Consider the following 15,183-nt stretch of genomic DNA (forward strand, 5'->3'; position numbering starts at 1 on the left):
CCTGACGGCCGGGGGAATGCGCAGCAATTGAAGCACGAAAGCCAATCCAGGGTGGAGCGGCGGAAACTCAGTAGGAGGAACTGATATGAAACTGAAGAAAATACTGTTTGCCGCAGTCTCTGCGGGCGCAATGATGCTCGCAAGTCCAAGCTTCGCGGCCACGGAGCTGAGCGTGCAGCGCTTTTTCGGCGCCTGCGATGCCGATTTCGGCACCAACACCGATGCCACCAAGGCCGTTGGCGAATGCGGCATCATCACCTCGCTAATCAACAAGTTCAACGCCGACAATCCCGATGTCCATGTCAACGTCACCACCGTGGAATGGCCCGGCTATGATCAGCTGACCGCGCAGTTCGCTTCAGGCGACGCTCCGGACATCGTCACGATCCATGAATCCGTACTGTCGGATTATCAGTCGAAGGGCCTGTTGATGCCGCTCGACGATCTCTTGAAGTCGGTCGGCGTGACACCCGACGCCTTCACCGACGCGGCACGCAATGGCGCCACCAAAGACGGCAAGGTCTATGGCCTGCCGATCGACAGCTGGACGATGCTCTATCACGTCAACATGGATCTTTTCAAACAAGCCGGCCTCGTCAATGCCGACGGCACGCCGATTTTTCCAAAGTCGCCCGAGGAACTGCTCGCCCAGGCCGAACAGTTCAAGCAGAAGACGGGCAAGCCTTATTTCGTCCAGAACCTGAGCAATGAGACTGCACTCTACACACGCAACCTCTACACCTATCTTTTCCAGCAGGATTCCGATTTCTTCGCCGATCCGAAGCATGTGAAGTTGAATACGCCGGAAGCCAAGAAGGTCGTCGAGATGTACAAGGCGATCTTCGAGAAGGGCTACACCACCAAGGATCTCGATTATGGCGGCTCGATCAACGCCTTCCTTGCCGGCGAGGGTGGCGTCCACCTTAACGGCACCTGGGTGGTCGGCGATTACAACGCCCAGTCCGAGACCAAGGGTACGGCGCTCAACAAGGGCGGCTATGCGGTCTATCCGTATCCGCAGCTGTTTGGCGGCGCCCACGCGCAATATGCCGACGGCCACACCTGGGCCGTTTCGCAGAAAGACCGCACGCCTGAACAGATCGCGGCCATCGGTAAATTCCTGAAGTTCTTCGCCGACAACGACTTCGAATGGTCACGCACCGGTCACCTGCCGGCCTATAAGGCCGTCATCACCTCGGACGCCTTCAAGGCCCTGCCGCATCGCAACACGATCTCTGCGGTCGCTGATCTCGGCAAGCCGCTGCCGTCCGCCGTACAGCGTCAGTTTGCGATCCAAGACATTATCGGCGAAGAGATGAGTGCAGCAATCAGTGGCCAGAAGGACGTCGACACCGCCCTTGCCGACATGGAAAGCCGCGTCAACGAATTGCTCGCCAACATTTGATCACGGGTTTCGAAAGGCCCTCCCAAGGCCCCCCGCGACTGGAAACGGCCGCGGGGTTTTGGTGAGGGAGTGGTTATTGTCCTCGAATTGCGAGAACTTGCCGGTGGCGACCGGGTCAAACACGCCAACCACGGCGCCGCAACCTCGGCAGCAGCCGACGCAAGCCCTGGCCGGAGGATTCCGTTAGAACGCCGCGGCCATGGGCATTGCGACCTTGTTGGGGATCTGGATGTCGATCTCCAATCTCGACGTCGTTTCGCCGTGATCCATGCTCACCTGCAGGAAATCCTGGTCGACCTGAACATGCCGGGCGATCACCGCCATGATCTCCTCGCGCAACACGGAGACGAGATCGGGCTGGTTGCGGCTTCGACGCTCGTAAGCCAACAGCAGTTGCAAGCGTTCGCGCGCCACGGGCGCGCTGCCGCGGCGCTTGAAGATATCGAGCAGGTTCATGCTGCCCTCCTTCCCAACAGCCGGTCGAGGAGGCCCCTCCGCTCGAAAGGCAGAATGACCGGCAGGTCCTCGCCCTCGAGTCTTCTTGCCGCGTCGATATAGGCGCGTGCGGCGGGGTTGGTGTTTTCGCTGAGCGTAACCGGCGCGCCCACATTGGATGCGCGCAGCACGTCCTGGCTCTCGGGAATTATTCCCAGCAAGGGCGTCGACAGGATCTCGAGCACGTCATCGATGCTCAGCATCTCGCCGCGGGCAGCGCGCGCAGCATCGTAGCGTGTGACGAGGACGTGTTTGACAATCGATTCACCTTGCTCGGCTTTCATCGTTCTGGAGTCGAGCAGGCCGATGATGCGATCGGAATCGCGGACCGAGCTCACTTCCGGGTTGGTGACGATTACCGCCTCGTCGGCAAAGCGCATGGCAAGTTGCGCGCCCCGCTCTATGCCGGCCGGGCTGTCGCAGAAGACGTAGTCGAAAACGGAGCGCAGCTTGTCGATGACGTCCGCGACGCCTTCCTCGGTGAGAGCATCCTTGTCGCGCGTTTGCGAGGCCGGCAGCAGGAACAGCGTTTCGAGTCGCTTGTCACGGATCAGCGCCTGCGAAAGCTTGGCGGTTCCCTGAATGACGTTGACGATATCGAAAACAACGCGCCGCTCGGCACCCATGATCAGATCGAGGTTGCGCAGGCCGACGTCGAAATCGACGAGAGCCACCCGCTTGCCGGTTTTCGCGACCGCGGCGCCGAGAGCGGCCGTCGAGGTCGTCTTGCCGACACCCCCTTTGCCGGATGTGACAACCACTACCTTGCCCATATTTGTGCCTCCAATGTTGTTAGTTGAGCGGTGCGACGCAAAGTGCGCCGTCCTCGAGAAAGGCCTGTACCGGCCTTCCTCGCGAGGAGGCGTCCATCTCCTCGGCGGTGCGGTACCAGCCGTCCACCGCCAGAAGTTCGGCTTCGTTTTTCCGGCAAAAGATGCGGGCCGCGGAATTTCCCGTGGCGCCGGCGAACGCACGTCCACGCAGCGTGCCGTAGACGTGGATCGATCCTCCGGCGACGATCTCGGATCCGGAACTGACGGAGCCGACAATGACCACATCGCCATCGGGGTGAAAGATCGACTGGCCGGAGCGGATCGGTGCCTTGATCATCAATGAGTTCGGCGCCTGCGGTTCTTCCGTCTTGGCCTCAGCGGCGGCCTTCGGGTCCGGCTGCACGTAAAGCGCATCAGCGGTGGCCTCCTTGGCGCCGACGAGGAGCGGCGGCAGATCGGCACCGAGAGCAACATTGCCATCGGCCTCGATCGCGTAAATGCGAATCCCGCGCTCCGCGAGTTGTAAGACCAGATCCCGCATCTCGCCCACCTCGGGCTTGAGTATATTCAGATCGAGCACGACCGGGCGGCCGGCAAAGAAGCCGGGAGAGTTTTCGGTCCAGTGATCGAGGCTTTGCAGCCATTCCCCTAGCGGGGCCTCAGGGGTGAGGGTGAAGGCTACAAACGAGCGCGCTCGAAAGCGTATGGACTTGTTTTGGATGGGAGCGACGCAGGTCACAGAGGCGAGTCCTTACTGATTGGTTAAGGCTAGCCCGGCATGGTTAACGAAAAGTTAATGGCGGCTTCCCGAGGCGTTGGCGGAGGCATTCTTTTTGCCCCCGATCGCCCCGCCGGCGCCCTGCTTCCGGTGCACGACGAGGTCCTCCTCATGGCTGCCTGGAGGCGCCTCCAGTTCACGAGGTCGGCCGACCGGTATATTGTTGCCGGAACGCCGGGCCTATTAAGGAGTTATCGATTTGACAAGCGTTGCCAAGGGGCCTGTCGCGGATCGCGGTCGCGCTACCTATGACCTTGGCGCGACCGCCATCTTTGCTTCCAAATCAGACCCGCGCTTTCACTATTGCCTGTATGTGCCTCCCGCGGTTGGGGAAGGGGCCAAAGTCGACCTGATGGTCGCTGTCCATGGCACCGGCCGCACCTCTTTTCTTGGATTCCGCGACGCGTTTTCCGAGTTCGGACGCTGGAATGGCTGCGCCGTTTTGTGTCCGCTGTTTCCAATCGGCGTTCTCGGGGATGATGCCCGCAGCGGATACAAATATTTGCTTGAGGGCAACATACGCTACGATGATGTGCTGCTCGCCATGGTTGAGGAGGTCAGCGCCAAATACAGTCAGGATTGGAGCCGCTTTGCCATGTTCGGATTTTCCGGCGGCGCGCATTTCACGCATCGTTTTGCTATCCTGCATCCCGACAGGCTCTGGGCGGCCTCAATCGGCGCGCCAGGCTCGGTGACCTTGCTCGATCCGACGCGTGACTGGTGGGTGGGCATTCGCGATCTGCCGGAGAAGTTCGGCATCACCTTCGATGCCGCAGCGCTGGCAAAAGTGCCTTTCCAGATGATCGTCGGCGACGCTGACCTGGAGACTTGGGAAATCACTCATGTCCAAGGCAGCACCCATTGGATGCCGGGCGCCAACGATGCGGGGCGAACACGGCCGGAACGCCTCATGGCATTGTGTCGATCGTTCGAGGAGGCGGGGGCGCGCGTGCGCTTCGATTTGCTGCCAGGCGTATCTCATGAACGGGATGCGGTTCTCGATTCGGTCAAGGGTTTCCTCGCCCAACAACTCAAGGAACGAGGGCATGCCTCACGATAAATTCGTTGCGCCCCAGCCCGTGAAGAGATTATCGCAATCAAAGCCCGACCACGTCGACCGCATCCAACCGCGATCCACTGGCAGTGCGTAACGACTAGAGCAACGCTTCATAGCGATCGCCAATCTTGTCGATTGTGAAATCCGCCGCCCTGTTTTTCAGCACGGCAGCAGGGGTGGGGTGGTCCAGCATCTCGGCCATCGCCTTCGCCAGGGCCGCGGCGTCACCGACCGGCACCAAGGTGCCGAAGCGGCCGTCACCGAGTATTTCGCGCGGGCCATGCGGAGCATCGGTGGAGATTACGGGGACACCGGCGGCCATGGCCTCGACCAGCACATTGCCGAAGCCCTCGCTGGTCGATGACAGAACGAACAGATCGGCCGCGGCATAGCAAGCCGCGGGATCGTTGACATAGCCGGCAAAGAGCACGTCCCCGTCTATGCCGGTCTCTTCGGCACAGGCGTGCAATTCGGCAGCCAGCGGACCTTCGCCGAAGATGACAAGCCGGGCAGGGCGGCCGGCGCGCAGGGCAGCGAAGGCCCGCAGCAAAGTCCGGTGGTCCTTGACCGGCACCAGGCGTCCGGCGGTGGCGATGACCGGGCCATCGCCCATCGCCGCCAACGCTGCCTGCCAGGCATAGGAATTCCCCTGCGGTGCTTCAGCCGGCGGCAGCGGGTTGTTGATGACGACAACCTTCGATTCGGGAAAGCCTCGGGCGATGATGTCACGGCCGACACCCGCTGAAACGGCGATGGCTTTGGTTGCGCGCGCTGCAACCAGCGCGGAAAGCCAGATCGCCAGCCTCGCGCCGAGGCCGCTGGCAGGCAGCGATGCGGCGGCATGGAAGCTTGGAAAGAATTTTGCCCGGCTTCTGGCCAACATGAGTGACAGCGCCATCACCAGATTGGCGAATTCCGGGGCGCTATAGACCGCATCAGGATCAAGGCGGCGGAACAAATTTGCGCTTCGCACGATGCCTTTCAGCGTCGCCGACTTGGCGTAACCCTCGCCGCGCAAGAGAAGGCCGAAGTCGACCAGATGCACGGCAGCGGAACGCAGCGCGGCGTTAGGGCCTTCCGCGTTCCAGGTAAAAAGCGTGACCTCGTGGCCACGCGACGCCAGTTCATTTGCCATCAGGACGAAAACACGTTCGGCGCCGCCGCCCCTCAGGCTGGCGATGTGGAAAACGATGCGCTTCGCCATGCCTTGCTTCAGGCTCGGCTGGCGGCAAGGCCTGATCGGTTCGGCGGCCGGCGCATGTCGCGGATGATGCCCATGCCGATGGCCAGCAGCATGCCCAGGGCAAAGCCTGCGAACGCTCCTGCGCCTGCCACCAGGGCAGTGCGCGGGGGCCATGAGCGCGCTGGCGGGGGCACCGCGGTCGAAATCACCTGTACGTTTGTGGTGTCGATCTGCTCGCGCTCGCTGATTTGGCGCGCACGTGACAGGAAGCTCTCATAGACCGCTCTCTTCGAGGCGGCATCGCGTTCAAGTTCACGCAGGGCGACTTCGGATTCGCTGTCGGTGAATACATTGCTCTTCAGATCGTTCATCCTGGCGTTGAGAGAAGCCAACGAGGCCCTGGCCTTGTCTAGGCTGGCCTTTGCCGTGCCGATGGTGCGGGAGAACTCGGCCCGGAGTTGCGAGTTGACGGTCTCGAGTTCCGTCCTGAGCCTGACAATCGTCGGGTGGCGCGGACCGAAGGTCATCGACTGTGAGTCGATCTGCTGCCGCAGGCTGTTTGACCTGTCGCGCAGCGCCGCGAGCGCTTCCGAAACCGTGGGGTCGGGATTGGCCCCGTTGATACCGGAGGCAACCAGGGCGTCGTAGCTTGCCTGCGCGGCGATGACACGCGATTGCGCATCGACGATTTCGCCATTGAGCTGCGTCAGCGTCTGCGAACTGACGAGCTGGCCATTGCTGGACGACAGGTTGTGGCTGCGCCTGTAGCTCTCGACCTTCTCTTCGGCTGCCTGCACGTCGCTCTTGAGTTGGCCAAGCCGGCTGTCAAGGGCAGCCGCGGCACGGCTGGCGCCGGCAGCTTCCGCCTTAGCCAGTTCTTCCTGGAAGTTTTTGACTATGGCCTGCGAGATCAGGATCGCCTTGGCGGTGGTTTCCGCAGATACCGAGAGGGTTGTGACAAACGAGGTCGGGTCCGCGATGGCGTCTACCCGGTCCGCCAGGTTCTTCAAGGCAATAAGCCTCGGGTCGGGCTTCGCCACAGCGCCGGACGAGGATGTGCTCCGGTCCGGATCGAAGAATTCTGGATCGTGAGTCAGATTCAGTTCGTCCACCACACGGGAAAGCACATTGCCCGAGGTCAGGATGCGCTGCTTGCTGCGCGTGCTGAGCAACTGGCTATCGACCTGGCCCGGTTGCGAGTAGAGGTCGTTTTCCACAACCTGCAAATTGGATGGGTTGATGAGGACCTCGGTCGTGACGGTGTAACGCTGCTTGCTCAGCAATGCATAGGCGCCGCCGACAATGCCGCCGATTACCGCCAGCATGAAGGCCAGGGCGAGGCCGGCCCGCAGCCAGACGAACAGGCGTCGAAAATCGAGCTCGAGGAAATCGCCGATCTTGTCCAGGGTCACCGTCGCGACAGGCTCTGGAGGTTGCGGCGTCACCGGCGCGGAGCTTAACGCCGCGACTGGGCCATGCTGTTGCAGCAATGCCCTGCGCCGTGCATTGGCGATACGCTCGAATGCACTGTTATTGGAAGCCGTCGCGGAGATAGGGGGTGTGCCGGAACCGGCAGACATGGTGACAACCCTTGTTAAATCATTACGCTTGGCCTGCTCTACAGAAACATCGTTAACATCTTATTTTCCAAGTTGGCCCATTTTACCGCTCACGCTGTCCGTCCGGCGGACGTTGAAGGGATTTCGTTGCCCAGAATGCCGTTCGAATATCGCCATTTGGATGGGCCATGAGCTATCCCGCTGCCGCTTCGGAACGATTATCGTCCAGCCGAGCGCGCCGTCAGAACGCGCTGTCGCTGCTGTTTTTCCTATGCGCGGCGTTCGCGCTCCTGCTTCGCTTTACGGTATCACCGCAGGTGATGAACATGGTCGTCGACTATACGGCCCAGGGAGGCTCGTTCTACGAGAAGCTGCATTTCGGCACCTATGCGATCATCCTGCTGCTTCCTATCGTTCTTTTCAGCCGGCCGTTTCTGCTGCACGGCGACGAAATTGGAATATTCAAGGCGTTGATCCGCTATTCGGTGCTGATGTTCGCGCTGGTGCCCTATCTGTTCGTTACCGGCCGTGCGGGCTCCTCCGGGTTCATCATCGATACCTATCTGGTGGCCGGCGCCACAGGCCTGTTGATGCTGGCATTGAATGCAGAGGTGCGGCGGGCGCTGGGGGACGTCGTGCTCGGGATGGCGATCCTGAGCGCTGTCATCGGCACCATCGAGGCGGTGACTCAACATCGGCTGTTGCCCTATGGGTTGAACGAACTGCAATTCAGGCCAACTGGCCTGTCGGCCCATCCGCTGGCACTGGGCGCGCTCTGCGCCACAACCATCGGATTCGTGCCGCTGACGCACTGGCGCATATGGGCGCGGGTGATGGCGATCTTCCTGTTGTTCATCGGTTGCGCTGCATCGGGCGCTCGCGCCGCGCTGATGCTCGCCACCGGCGAAATCCTCATTCTGCTGCTGTTCGTGCCTTGGCCGGGCCTGTCGCTCAAATATGAGCGGCAGGCCAAATTTGTCGTGCTGATGTTCACCGTGACAGGCGGCGCGGTGCTTGTTGCGATGCTGTTTGCGGGCGGTCTGCTGAATCGGTTCAGCAACACCATCTTCGACGAAAACTTCATGGCCCGGGTGACCATTTATCAGGTGTTCGGACTGGTCAGCTGGAACGACATCCTGTTCGGCATGAACGTTGACGACCTGCTGGCGATCGTCCGGCAGAAGCTGCATCTGCCCTACATCGAAAGCGCGCCGGTGGTAATTATCTTGCTCTTCGGCCTGCCCATAGCCCTGCTGTTTACAGCGCTGATATTCTGGTTCGTCTTCCGGCTGCTGCGCGGGGCGCCGCTGCCGGCATGGATCGGCACCATAACGTTCTTGCTTGCCGCGCTGTCAAACAACGCGCTTTCGTCAAAAACGCCGGACATGACGATCATCGTGGTGTTGCTGCTTGCCTACAGGAAGCAGCCCCATGGAGGCTCGCTCGAGAGCATGCCTTCGGCCGCTGCATCCAGCCCAAACCCGGCTGGATCTCGTTAAGCACGGACCTCGGGTCCGGTCAGCCGGCGCTGTCCACGACCTCGACACCGCCCGCGCGATTGAGCGTGTGAATGCCGGACCGAGCCCATGCCGGCCCGGGATCGATTGGGCGGGGCAGTTCAAAACGGACGTCGAAATCATCAAGCCGATCCAGCCGCATCAATCCCAGGCCGCCGCCATAGGCTCTAGACCCGTTTTGCACCGGCAGCAGCAAAGCGTCGCCCTGGCGGATGAAAGCGCCGCCCGGCCGAGTGGCCGAGTGATCGACGGCGATGGGATTGAGCGCATGCGCGACCCAAGGCCCACGCAGCGCAGGGGCGGAATAGACCGCCATCGTGTCGGACGCGCTGCCGTAACCGAACCGCTCCGTCCCCAACAGCCAGAAACGGCCGTCGGATTCGAGCAGCGTGGCGTCGTTGAAATCCCTGTCCGTCATCAGCACCGTATCGCGTACCCAGCGATCCGGAAACTGCACGGCACGGTAGAGCACCACTTCGCGCGCCGTAGCGCTTTCAGGGATCATGAAAATCTCGCCGGAGTGAGCGAACACCTGCGGATATGACAGATGATGCGCTTCGTCCAGCACCACTTTCGGTACGCCGAAAGTGCCGTCGGTGCCAAGTTCAGCGACGGAAATCACCCCGCGGCCGGTGGAGTAGGGAAACTCCTCGACAAACAGAAAATGACGGCCGTCGCGCTCGAGAACGAACGGATCGGCGTAGAAGCGCTGCCCGTCATCGGCAAGCACGGTGAAGGGCTTACCATCCAGCAGTCCGGTTTCGGCGACGCCTGGACCGTCGATCAGCCGATAAGCAACCTGCCAATAGAAGGGACGCCGACCACGTCGCAGTTTTTGCACGGCGCGGTCGACTAACCCCCTGCCGAAAAAGGGCAGATAGTGCCCGATAAATCCGCCTTTCTGCAGGGGCGGCGCCGGGCTCTCGGCAATCGGCGCAAGTTTGCCCGCGGAAAAGCGGGCGACACATTGGGCAATCAGGGAGATGGCGCCGGCGAGCAGGTCGTTGCTGGTTCGGGACAGCCACAACCGGTCGCTGATCATCGGCCGCGCCCTGGCGACGGCAACGCCGTCGAGGCGCGCGGTGAGTTCGGGCAGCCGCCCGCTCGCCAGCATCTCGGTCATGCCTGCGGCAAAGCTGCTTTGGCCGCAAAATTCGAGCGTCAGGACAGGCGTGCCGCGTCGTGCGGCGGTAGCCGTGAGATCGACTATAAGATCGACTGGGCCGGTGTCGCCGGACGGCAACGGCCGGGAACGGCTTGCCAGTGAGGGGCCGAAGCGCCGGCCCTCGAGCGCCAGCACATTATCCATCGTGCGCGCATTGGGTTCAGGCGTCGGCGCGCGGCAACTCGAAACCGCATGTCCAGCCGCACTCAACCGCGCCAGAAGCTCATTTTCCCAGCGCCGGGATGTGTCGGCGTGGCCGATGATTAAAATATTAGTCAATCCAATATATTCTTTTTCAAGACTACTGCCATAGACTACTTGTCAGCCCAACCTTTCACAAGAGTTAAACCGGGAGAACGCGGCCTTGGTTGTTAATCATATATTAAGAATTGAGATCACGAAGGCGCTTTCCGGCGCTATTATGACTCTTGCGGGCAATAGTCGGCATGTCCCGAAGGCTGCAGGCGACCAGGATCAGCGATGAACGTCCTTTCACGTCCAAAACTGCCATCCAGGCAGAAACTGCTGATCGTGTTCGGCACTAGGCCGGAGGCACTCAAATGCTTTCCAGTGGCGCGTGCCGCCCTCGTTCATCCAGGCTTCATCACCGAAATATGCATAACCGCCCAGCATCGTGAAATGGTCGACCAGGTTGTCGAGCTGACCGGCTTGCCTGTGCACCACGATCTCAACATCATGCAACCCGGCCAGTCGCTGTTCGATGTGACCTCGCGCGTGCTCCTGGGCATGGCTGAGGTGTTGGACAAGGCGAAGCCCGATATCGTCATGGTACAGGGCGACACCACCACGGCAATGGCCGCGGCTCTTGCTGCCTTCTACAAGCGTATCCCCGTCGCTCATGTCGAAGCAGGATTGCGCAGCCACAACATCAACTCGCCGTTTCCTGAAGAACTGAACCGCAAGATTGCCGGCGACATCGCCACCTGGCATTTTGCGCCGACCGTTCAAGCGCGCGACAATCTCATCGCCGAAGGAAAGGCCGAAAGCACCATTTTCGTGACCGGCAACACGGTGATCGACACGCTGTTGCATTTTTCAAGCGCGATCGATGCCGACAGGCTGATGAACGCGAAGCTCGCTGCCAGCTTTCCCTTCCTCGATCCTTCCAAGAAGATGATCCTCGTCACCGGACATCGCCGCGAGAATTTCGACGGCGGCATCCAGCGCATCTGTACGGCGTTGAAGGGATTGGCCGCGCGCGGAGACGTGCAGGTCGTCTACCCTGTCCATCCAAACCCCAATGTGCGCTCGGTGGTCAACGCAGAGCTGGAAGGCGTGCCGAACATCCATCTGGTCGAGCCGCAGGACTATCTGCCGTTTCTGTACCTGCAGAAGCAGAGCTATCTGGTGCTTACCGATAGCGGCGGCGTTCAGGAAGAAGCGCCGTCGCTCGGCAAGCCGGTGCTGGTGATGCGCGAGAATACCGAGCGACCCGAGGGGATCGTGGCCGGCACCGCCCGCCTTGTCGGCACCGATGTCGAAAAAATCCTGTTCAACGCCAATCGCCTGCTCGACGATCAGGCTGCCTATCGCGGCATGGCGGAACGACACAACCCATATGGCGATGGCCGGGCCAGTAACCGGATTGTTGAGGAACTGCTGCATCATGGCTGAAATCAAAACCGTTTCCGTAATCGGCATGGGCTATATCGGCCTGCCGACCTGCGCCATTTTCGCCAGCCGCGGGCTCAACGTCATTGGCGTCGATGTCAACGGAGCGGTGGTCGAGAAGGTCAACCGCGGCGAAATCCACATCGTCGAGCCGGACCTTGACGGTCTGATCCAGAAGGTCGTGGCGAACGGCAAGCTCATGGCCTACAGCACGCCGCAGCCGGCGGACGCCTATATCATCGCCGTGCCGACCCCGATGACCCACGATCATAAGCCGGACGTGACCTACGTGCTCGCGGCGGCACGAAGCATCGCCCCCGTGCTGAAGCGGGGAGACCTTGTGGTATTGGAATCGACATCGCCGGTTGGAACCACGCGTATCATGACCGGGCTGCTTGCCGAGTTGCGGCCCGATCTCAAATTTCCTGTCCAGCATGGCGAAGACGCCGATGTGCTGGTCGCCTATTCGCCCGAGCGTGTGCTGCCGGGAAAGGTGCTGACCGAGCTGATCAACAACGATCGCTCGATCGGCGGATTGTCCCGCAAATCGGCGGAGCGGACCGCGGCACTCTATTCGACCTTCGTCACCGGCGACCTGTTCATGACAACGGCCGAAAGTGCTGAGCTGGTGAAACTGACGGAGAACGCGTTCCGCGACGTCAACATCGCCTTTGCCAACGAGCTTGCCGCCGTGTGTCAGGATCTGTCGCTCAATGTATGGGAAGTGATCGATCTCGCCAATCGGCACCCTCGCGTGAACATCCTCCAGCCGAGCCCGGGCGTCGGCGGTCACTGCATTGCGGTCGATCCATATTTTATCATCGACGCCGCACCCAACAGCACGCGGCTGATGGCTTCGGCACGCCGGATCAATTCCGAGCGGCCGATGTCGGTGGTCAGGGATATCGAGGCCTTGCTCGACCCCTCCCGCAAGCAAACGATCGCCTGTCTTGGCCTCAGCTTCAAAGCCAATATCGACGATCTGCGCGAGAGCCCGGCCGTCGAGGTGGTGAAGCTTCTGTCCGATAACCCCAATGTGAAGATCATTGCGGCTGAACCCAACACAAATGCGCTGCCGCATGAGCTCGAGGGCAGGGGCATCGTGTTCACCGACGCACTTTCGGCCATCGACAAGTCCGATATCGTCGTCCTCCTGGTCGACCATCGGCAGTTCAATCTGGTCGACCCCGAAGCGCTCAAGGACAAGAAGCTCGTCGATACGAGGGGTCTGTGGACGTGGCGCAAGGCACGCAAGCCCGACGCCCGCATCGAAGGCAAGAAACCAGAGGTCGCACAAGTGACGCTTGCAAGGGAGCAGGCCGCATGAACGCGCACGCCCCGGCATGGGCGCAGCATTCCCTGTTGGCATCACGGCGCCGGGAGTTCCTTGGTGCACCGATCCATGCGCTGACCATGGCCGAGACACTGGCCATCGCCGACGAGGCGATGACCCTGGGGCGGCCGCTGCATCATGTGGTCGTGAACGTCGCCAAGCTGGTGACCATGCGCCAGAATGCCGAGCTGCGCGAGGACGTGGCCGGGGCGGACGTGGTCAATGTCGACGGCATCGGCGTGCTTTGGGGTGCACGTCTGTGCGGCGTCGCGCTGCCCGAGCGGGTGGCGGGCGTCGACATCATGATCAATCTGCTGAGCCTCTGCGCGAAGCGTGGATTCAGGCCGTATCTGCTGGGGGCCGAACAGCACGTTCTCGACGCGGTTGTAGTGAGACTTGCCAAGGACCATCCGAGCCTCGTCATAGCGGGAATGCGCAACGGCTATTTCAAGCCGGAGGACGAGGCCGGGATCGTCGCGGCGATCAACGCCTCGGGCGCCGACTGCCTGCTGGTGGCCATGCCGACACCGCGCAAGGAACGCTTTCTCAAACGCTACCGCGATGAACTCGCCTCAAGCTTCGTGATGGGCGTAGGCGGCAGTTTCGACGTCTATGGGGGCAAGGTTGCCCGTGCGCCGAAGCTGATACAAGCGGCCGGCCTGGAGTGGCTGTTCCGCGTCGTCCAGGAGCCGCGACGCTTGTGGCGCCGCTACTACGACACCAACACTGCCTATGCGGGACTGCTGTGCCGGGAGTTCTGGGAGCGTCGCTGGCGCCGAAACGCCGGTTTATAGATTCGCGTTCCCCCCACAAAACAGGCGTTGACCCTGGACTTCGCTTTACGCGATCCGTAGCCGCGCTCGCAGCTGGGCGACGAATTGCGTCGCTGCCACAGGGTGGAACAACGAGGTCAGCCCGAAGAAAACCGCAGCACCGGCAGTGCCGCCGGCGATAAGCGAGAAGATTGCCGGCACGTCGCCGGGCACCATGCTGGCAAGCTTGGTGGCCACCCCCGTGCTGAGCGAGATGACCACCGAGACACCGATGTCGCGCCACGGCACCGGCACCGGCGTGAGCCGCTCGCTGATGATGATGCAGGTTATGGAGCCCACCACCGAGCCCCCCGCCAGCGCCAAAGCGGCGCCGATCTCCGCCATCGGAGGGATCAACAGCAGAGACAATGCGATTGTTGCCACCGAGCCGAAGAGATTGGCGATGATCAGCAGCCACGGCCGCTTGTGCGCGTGCACCACGACGCCATAGACGAAGCTCGTGAGGTTGGCGCACAGCACGCTGAAGGCAATGATCGGAAACAGCAGGCCGAAGCGGCCGTGATATTGCGAGGGCAGCATGAGCTCGGTGATATCGTTGCTGAGCGCGACCAGCATCGCTGCAATAGGCAGGCAAAGCCGCATCATCAGCGCCATCAGTTGCGACAGCAGCCGGCCCGATGCCGCGGGCCCATCCTCGTCGAACCGGCTGACCACCTCGGGAAATGCGCCCATGTTGATGGCGTTGGCGACCATGTCGATCGGCTGGCGGGCCAGCGCATAGGCTGCGGCGAAGATCGCCACAGCGCTGGCATCGTAATAGATCTTGAGGAACAGACGCTCCGCGCTGTTGAGCCCGAAGCCTACCAGCGCCATGATGATCAGCGGCACACCGAGCGCAAAGAAGTCCCTGTGGGTGAAGCGCGGCGGACCGGCAACGAGCCGTCGCGATGCCATGATGCCCGCCACGATGCCGGCAATCAAGGCGCCGAGGCTCGAGCCGAGCGACACCGTCAGAAAGCTATCCTGAAAGACAAGGATGGCGCCGATCGGTAACGCGAGTTGCAGCAGGGCACGCAGGGCTTCTAGCATCGAATAGACCGAATGGCGCTGCTGCATCTGCAGCACCGTCAACGCGAAGCGGCTGATGGACCCGGCGACCAGATAGCCGCAGACTGCGATCGCGAACTCGACCCAGCGTTCAGGCACGATCACCGCCGACGCGCCTACCGATATGACCAGCGCCAGTGCCGTGGTGGCAAGCAACACCTGCCCGGCCAGCATTAGGCTGCCGCGGCTGACTTCGCCCTTGCCGCCAAGCCTGAGCAAGGCGATGCGCAGCCAGTTGGTGACGGCAATGTCGGTCATTTCGCCGACGGTCACCACCAGGGTGAGCAGGCCATACTCGGTCTGGTCGATCAAACGCGTCACGACGACCAGCAGGAGCAGCGCCGAAATTCGCGTCAGCAGGATCGCCGGAGCATAAATGAGCGTGGAACGGAGCAGCAAGGGCGTG

The 15,183-nt window shown here is 61.5% G+C and carries 13 protein-coding genes; 6 read left to right on the top strand and 7 right to left on the bottom strand.

From position 1 onward, the window contains the following. Positions 1-85 precede the first annotated feature (85 nt). Positions 86-1,405 carry an ABC transporter substrate-binding protein gene (locus NKI97_RS09635; protein ID WP_352743561.1) on the top strand — a complete coding sequence of 440 codons (1,320 nt, stop codon included), beginning with the start codon at positions 86-88 and terminating at the stop codon, positions 1,403-1,405. 183 nt (positions 1,406-1,588) lie between these two features. On the opposite strand, the gene minE is transcribed toward NKI97_RS09635, so the two are convergent. From minE to minC, 3 genes are read right to left on the bottom strand one after another with little or no spacing between them, the layout of a single operon-like run. Beyond that, positions 1,589-1,861: a cell division topological specificity factor MinE gene (minE, locus tag NKI97_RS09640; protein WP_023677151.1), complete on the bottom strand. Its 273-nt coding sequence runs from the start codon at positions 1,859-1,861 to the stop codon at positions 1,589-1,591. After that, positions 1,858-2,673, bottom strand: a complete 816-nt coding sequence (minD, locus tag NKI97_RS09645) for a septum site-determining protein MinD (protein ID WP_023677152.1) — start codon at positions 2,671-2,673, stop codon at positions 1,858-1,860. Before minD ends, minE begins: the two co-directional genes overlap by 4 nt. A 19-nt stretch (positions 2,674-2,692) precedes the next feature. Next, on the bottom strand, positions 2,693-3,412 hold the full coding sequence (minC, locus tag NKI97_RS09650; RefSeq protein ID WP_352449654.1) for a septum site-determining protein MinC: 720 nt from the start codon (positions 3,410-3,412) through the stop codon (positions 2,693-2,695). A 238-nt stretch (positions 3,413-3,650) separates the two neighbouring features. Between minC and NKI97_RS09655 the strand changes: the two genes are divergently transcribed. Then, positions 3,651-4,511, top strand: coding sequence for an alpha/beta hydrolase (locus NKI97_RS09655; protein WP_352449653.1), 861 nt, complete (start codon positions 3,651-3,653; stop codon positions 4,509-4,511). Positions 4,512-4,605: 94 nt separating this feature from the next. On the opposite strand, the gene NKI97_RS09660 is transcribed toward NKI97_RS09655, so the two are convergent. Both NKI97_RS09660 and NKI97_RS09665 read right to left on the bottom strand, forming a co-directional pair. Further along, positions 4,606-5,712: a glycosyltransferase gene (locus NKI97_RS09660; RefSeq protein WP_352449652.1), complete on the bottom strand. Its 1,107-nt coding sequence runs from the start codon at positions 5,710-5,712 to the stop codon at positions 4,606-4,608. 8 nt (positions 5,713-5,720) lie between these two features. Then, positions 5,721-7,271, bottom strand: coding sequence for a GumC family protein (locus NKI97_RS09665; protein WP_352449651.1), 1,551 nt, complete (start codon positions 7,269-7,271; stop codon positions 5,721-5,723). A 167-nt stretch (positions 7,272-7,438) separates the two neighbouring features. Between NKI97_RS09665 and NKI97_RS09670 the strand changes: the two genes are divergently transcribed. Continuing rightward, positions 7,439-8,749 carry a VpsF family polysaccharide biosynthesis protein gene (locus tag NKI97_RS09670; protein WP_352449650.1) on the top strand — a complete coding sequence of 437 codons (1,311 nt, stop codon included), beginning with the start codon at positions 7,439-7,441 and terminating at the stop codon, positions 8,747-8,749. A gap of 19 nt (positions 8,750-8,768) precedes the next feature. Here NKI97_RS09670 and NKI97_RS09675 read toward each other — a convergent pair whose 3' ends face one another. Continuing rightward, positions 8,769-10,211: a glucosamine inositolphosphorylceramide transferase family protein gene (locus NKI97_RS09675; RefSeq protein ID WP_352449649.1), complete on the bottom strand. Its 1,443-nt coding sequence runs from the start codon at positions 10,209-10,211 to the stop codon at positions 8,769-8,771. Positions 10,212-10,412: 201 nt separating this feature from the next. Between NKI97_RS09675 and wecB the strand changes: the two genes are divergently transcribed. Genes wecB through NKI97_RS09690 form a run of 3 tightly spaced genes read left to right on the top strand, consistent with a single transcriptional unit; the run spans position 10,413 to position 13,691 of the window. Then, positions 10,413-11,567, top strand: a complete 1,155-nt coding sequence (wecB, locus tag NKI97_RS09680) for a non-hydrolyzing UDP-N-acetylglucosamine 2-epimerase (RefSeq protein ID WP_352449648.1) — start codon at positions 10,413-10,415, stop codon at positions 11,565-11,567. After that, positions 11,560-12,891, top strand: coding sequence for a UDP-N-acetyl-D-mannosamine dehydrogenase (wecC, locus tag NKI97_RS09685; protein ID WP_352449647.1), 1,332 nt, complete (start codon positions 11,560-11,562; stop codon positions 12,889-12,891). Before wecB ends, wecC begins: the two co-directional genes overlap by 8 nt. Further along, the gene (locus NKI97_RS09690; RefSeq protein WP_031211886.1) at positions 12,888-13,691 is read left to right on the top strand and encodes a WecB/TagA/CpsF family glycosyltransferase; all 804 of its coding nucleotides are present in this window, start codon (positions 12,888-12,890) and stop codon (positions 13,689-13,691) included. The genes wecC and NKI97_RS09690 overlap by 4 nt, the downstream gene beginning before the upstream one ends. A 45-nt stretch (positions 13,692-13,736) precedes the next feature. Here the strand turns inward: NKI97_RS09690 and NKI97_RS09695 are convergent, their stop codons facing one another. Further along, a complete protein-coding gene (locus tag NKI97_RS09695) occupies positions 13,737-15,176 on the bottom strand; it encodes a lipopolysaccharide biosynthesis protein (RefSeq protein WP_352833744.1) in 1,440 nt (479 codons plus the stop codon). Positions 15,177-15,183: the final 7 nt, after the last annotated feature.

This window comes from Mesorhizobium sp. M0296 (assembly GCF_040321675.1).
GTDB lineage: Bacteria > Pseudomonadota > Alphaproteobacteria > Rhizobiales > Rhizobiaceae > Mesorhizobium.

Bases quoted from the DNA above. Each gene is read 5' to 3' on its own strand.
- minD (WP_023677152.1), bottom strand. From the start codon at position 2,673: ATGGGCAAGGTAGTGGTTGTCACATCCGGCAAAGGGGGTGTCGGCAAG.
- wecB (WP_352449648.1), top strand. From the start codon at position 10,413: ATGAACGTCCTTTCACGTCCAAAACTGCCATCCAGGCAGAAACTGCTG.
- NKI97_RS09670 (WP_352449650.1), top strand. From the start codon at position 7,439: ATGAGCTATCCCGCTGCCGCTTCGGAACGATTATCGTCCAGCCGAGCG.
- NKI97_RS09635 (WP_352743561.1), top strand. From the start codon at position 86: ATGAAACTGAAGAAAATACTGTTTGCCGCAGTCTCTGCGGGCGCAATG.
- NKI97_RS09690 (WP_031211886.1), top strand. From the start codon at position 12,888: ATGAACGCGCACGCCCCGGCATGGGCGCAGCATTCCCTGTTGGCATCA.
- NKI97_RS09665 (WP_352449651.1), bottom strand. From the start codon at position 7,271: ATGTCTGCCGGTTCCGGCACACCCCCTATCTCCGCGACGGCTTCCAAT.
- minE (WP_023677151.1), bottom strand. From the start codon at position 1,861: ATGAACCTGCTCGATATCTTCAAGCGCCGCGGCAGCGCGCCCGTGGCG.
- wecC (WP_352449647.1), top strand. From the start codon at position 11,560: ATGGCTGAAATCAAAACCGTTTCCGTAATCGGCATGGGCTATATCGGC.
- NKI97_RS09660 (WP_352449652.1), bottom strand. From the start codon at position 5,712: ATGGCGAAGCGCATCGTTTTCCACATCGCCAGCCTGAGGGGCGGCGGC.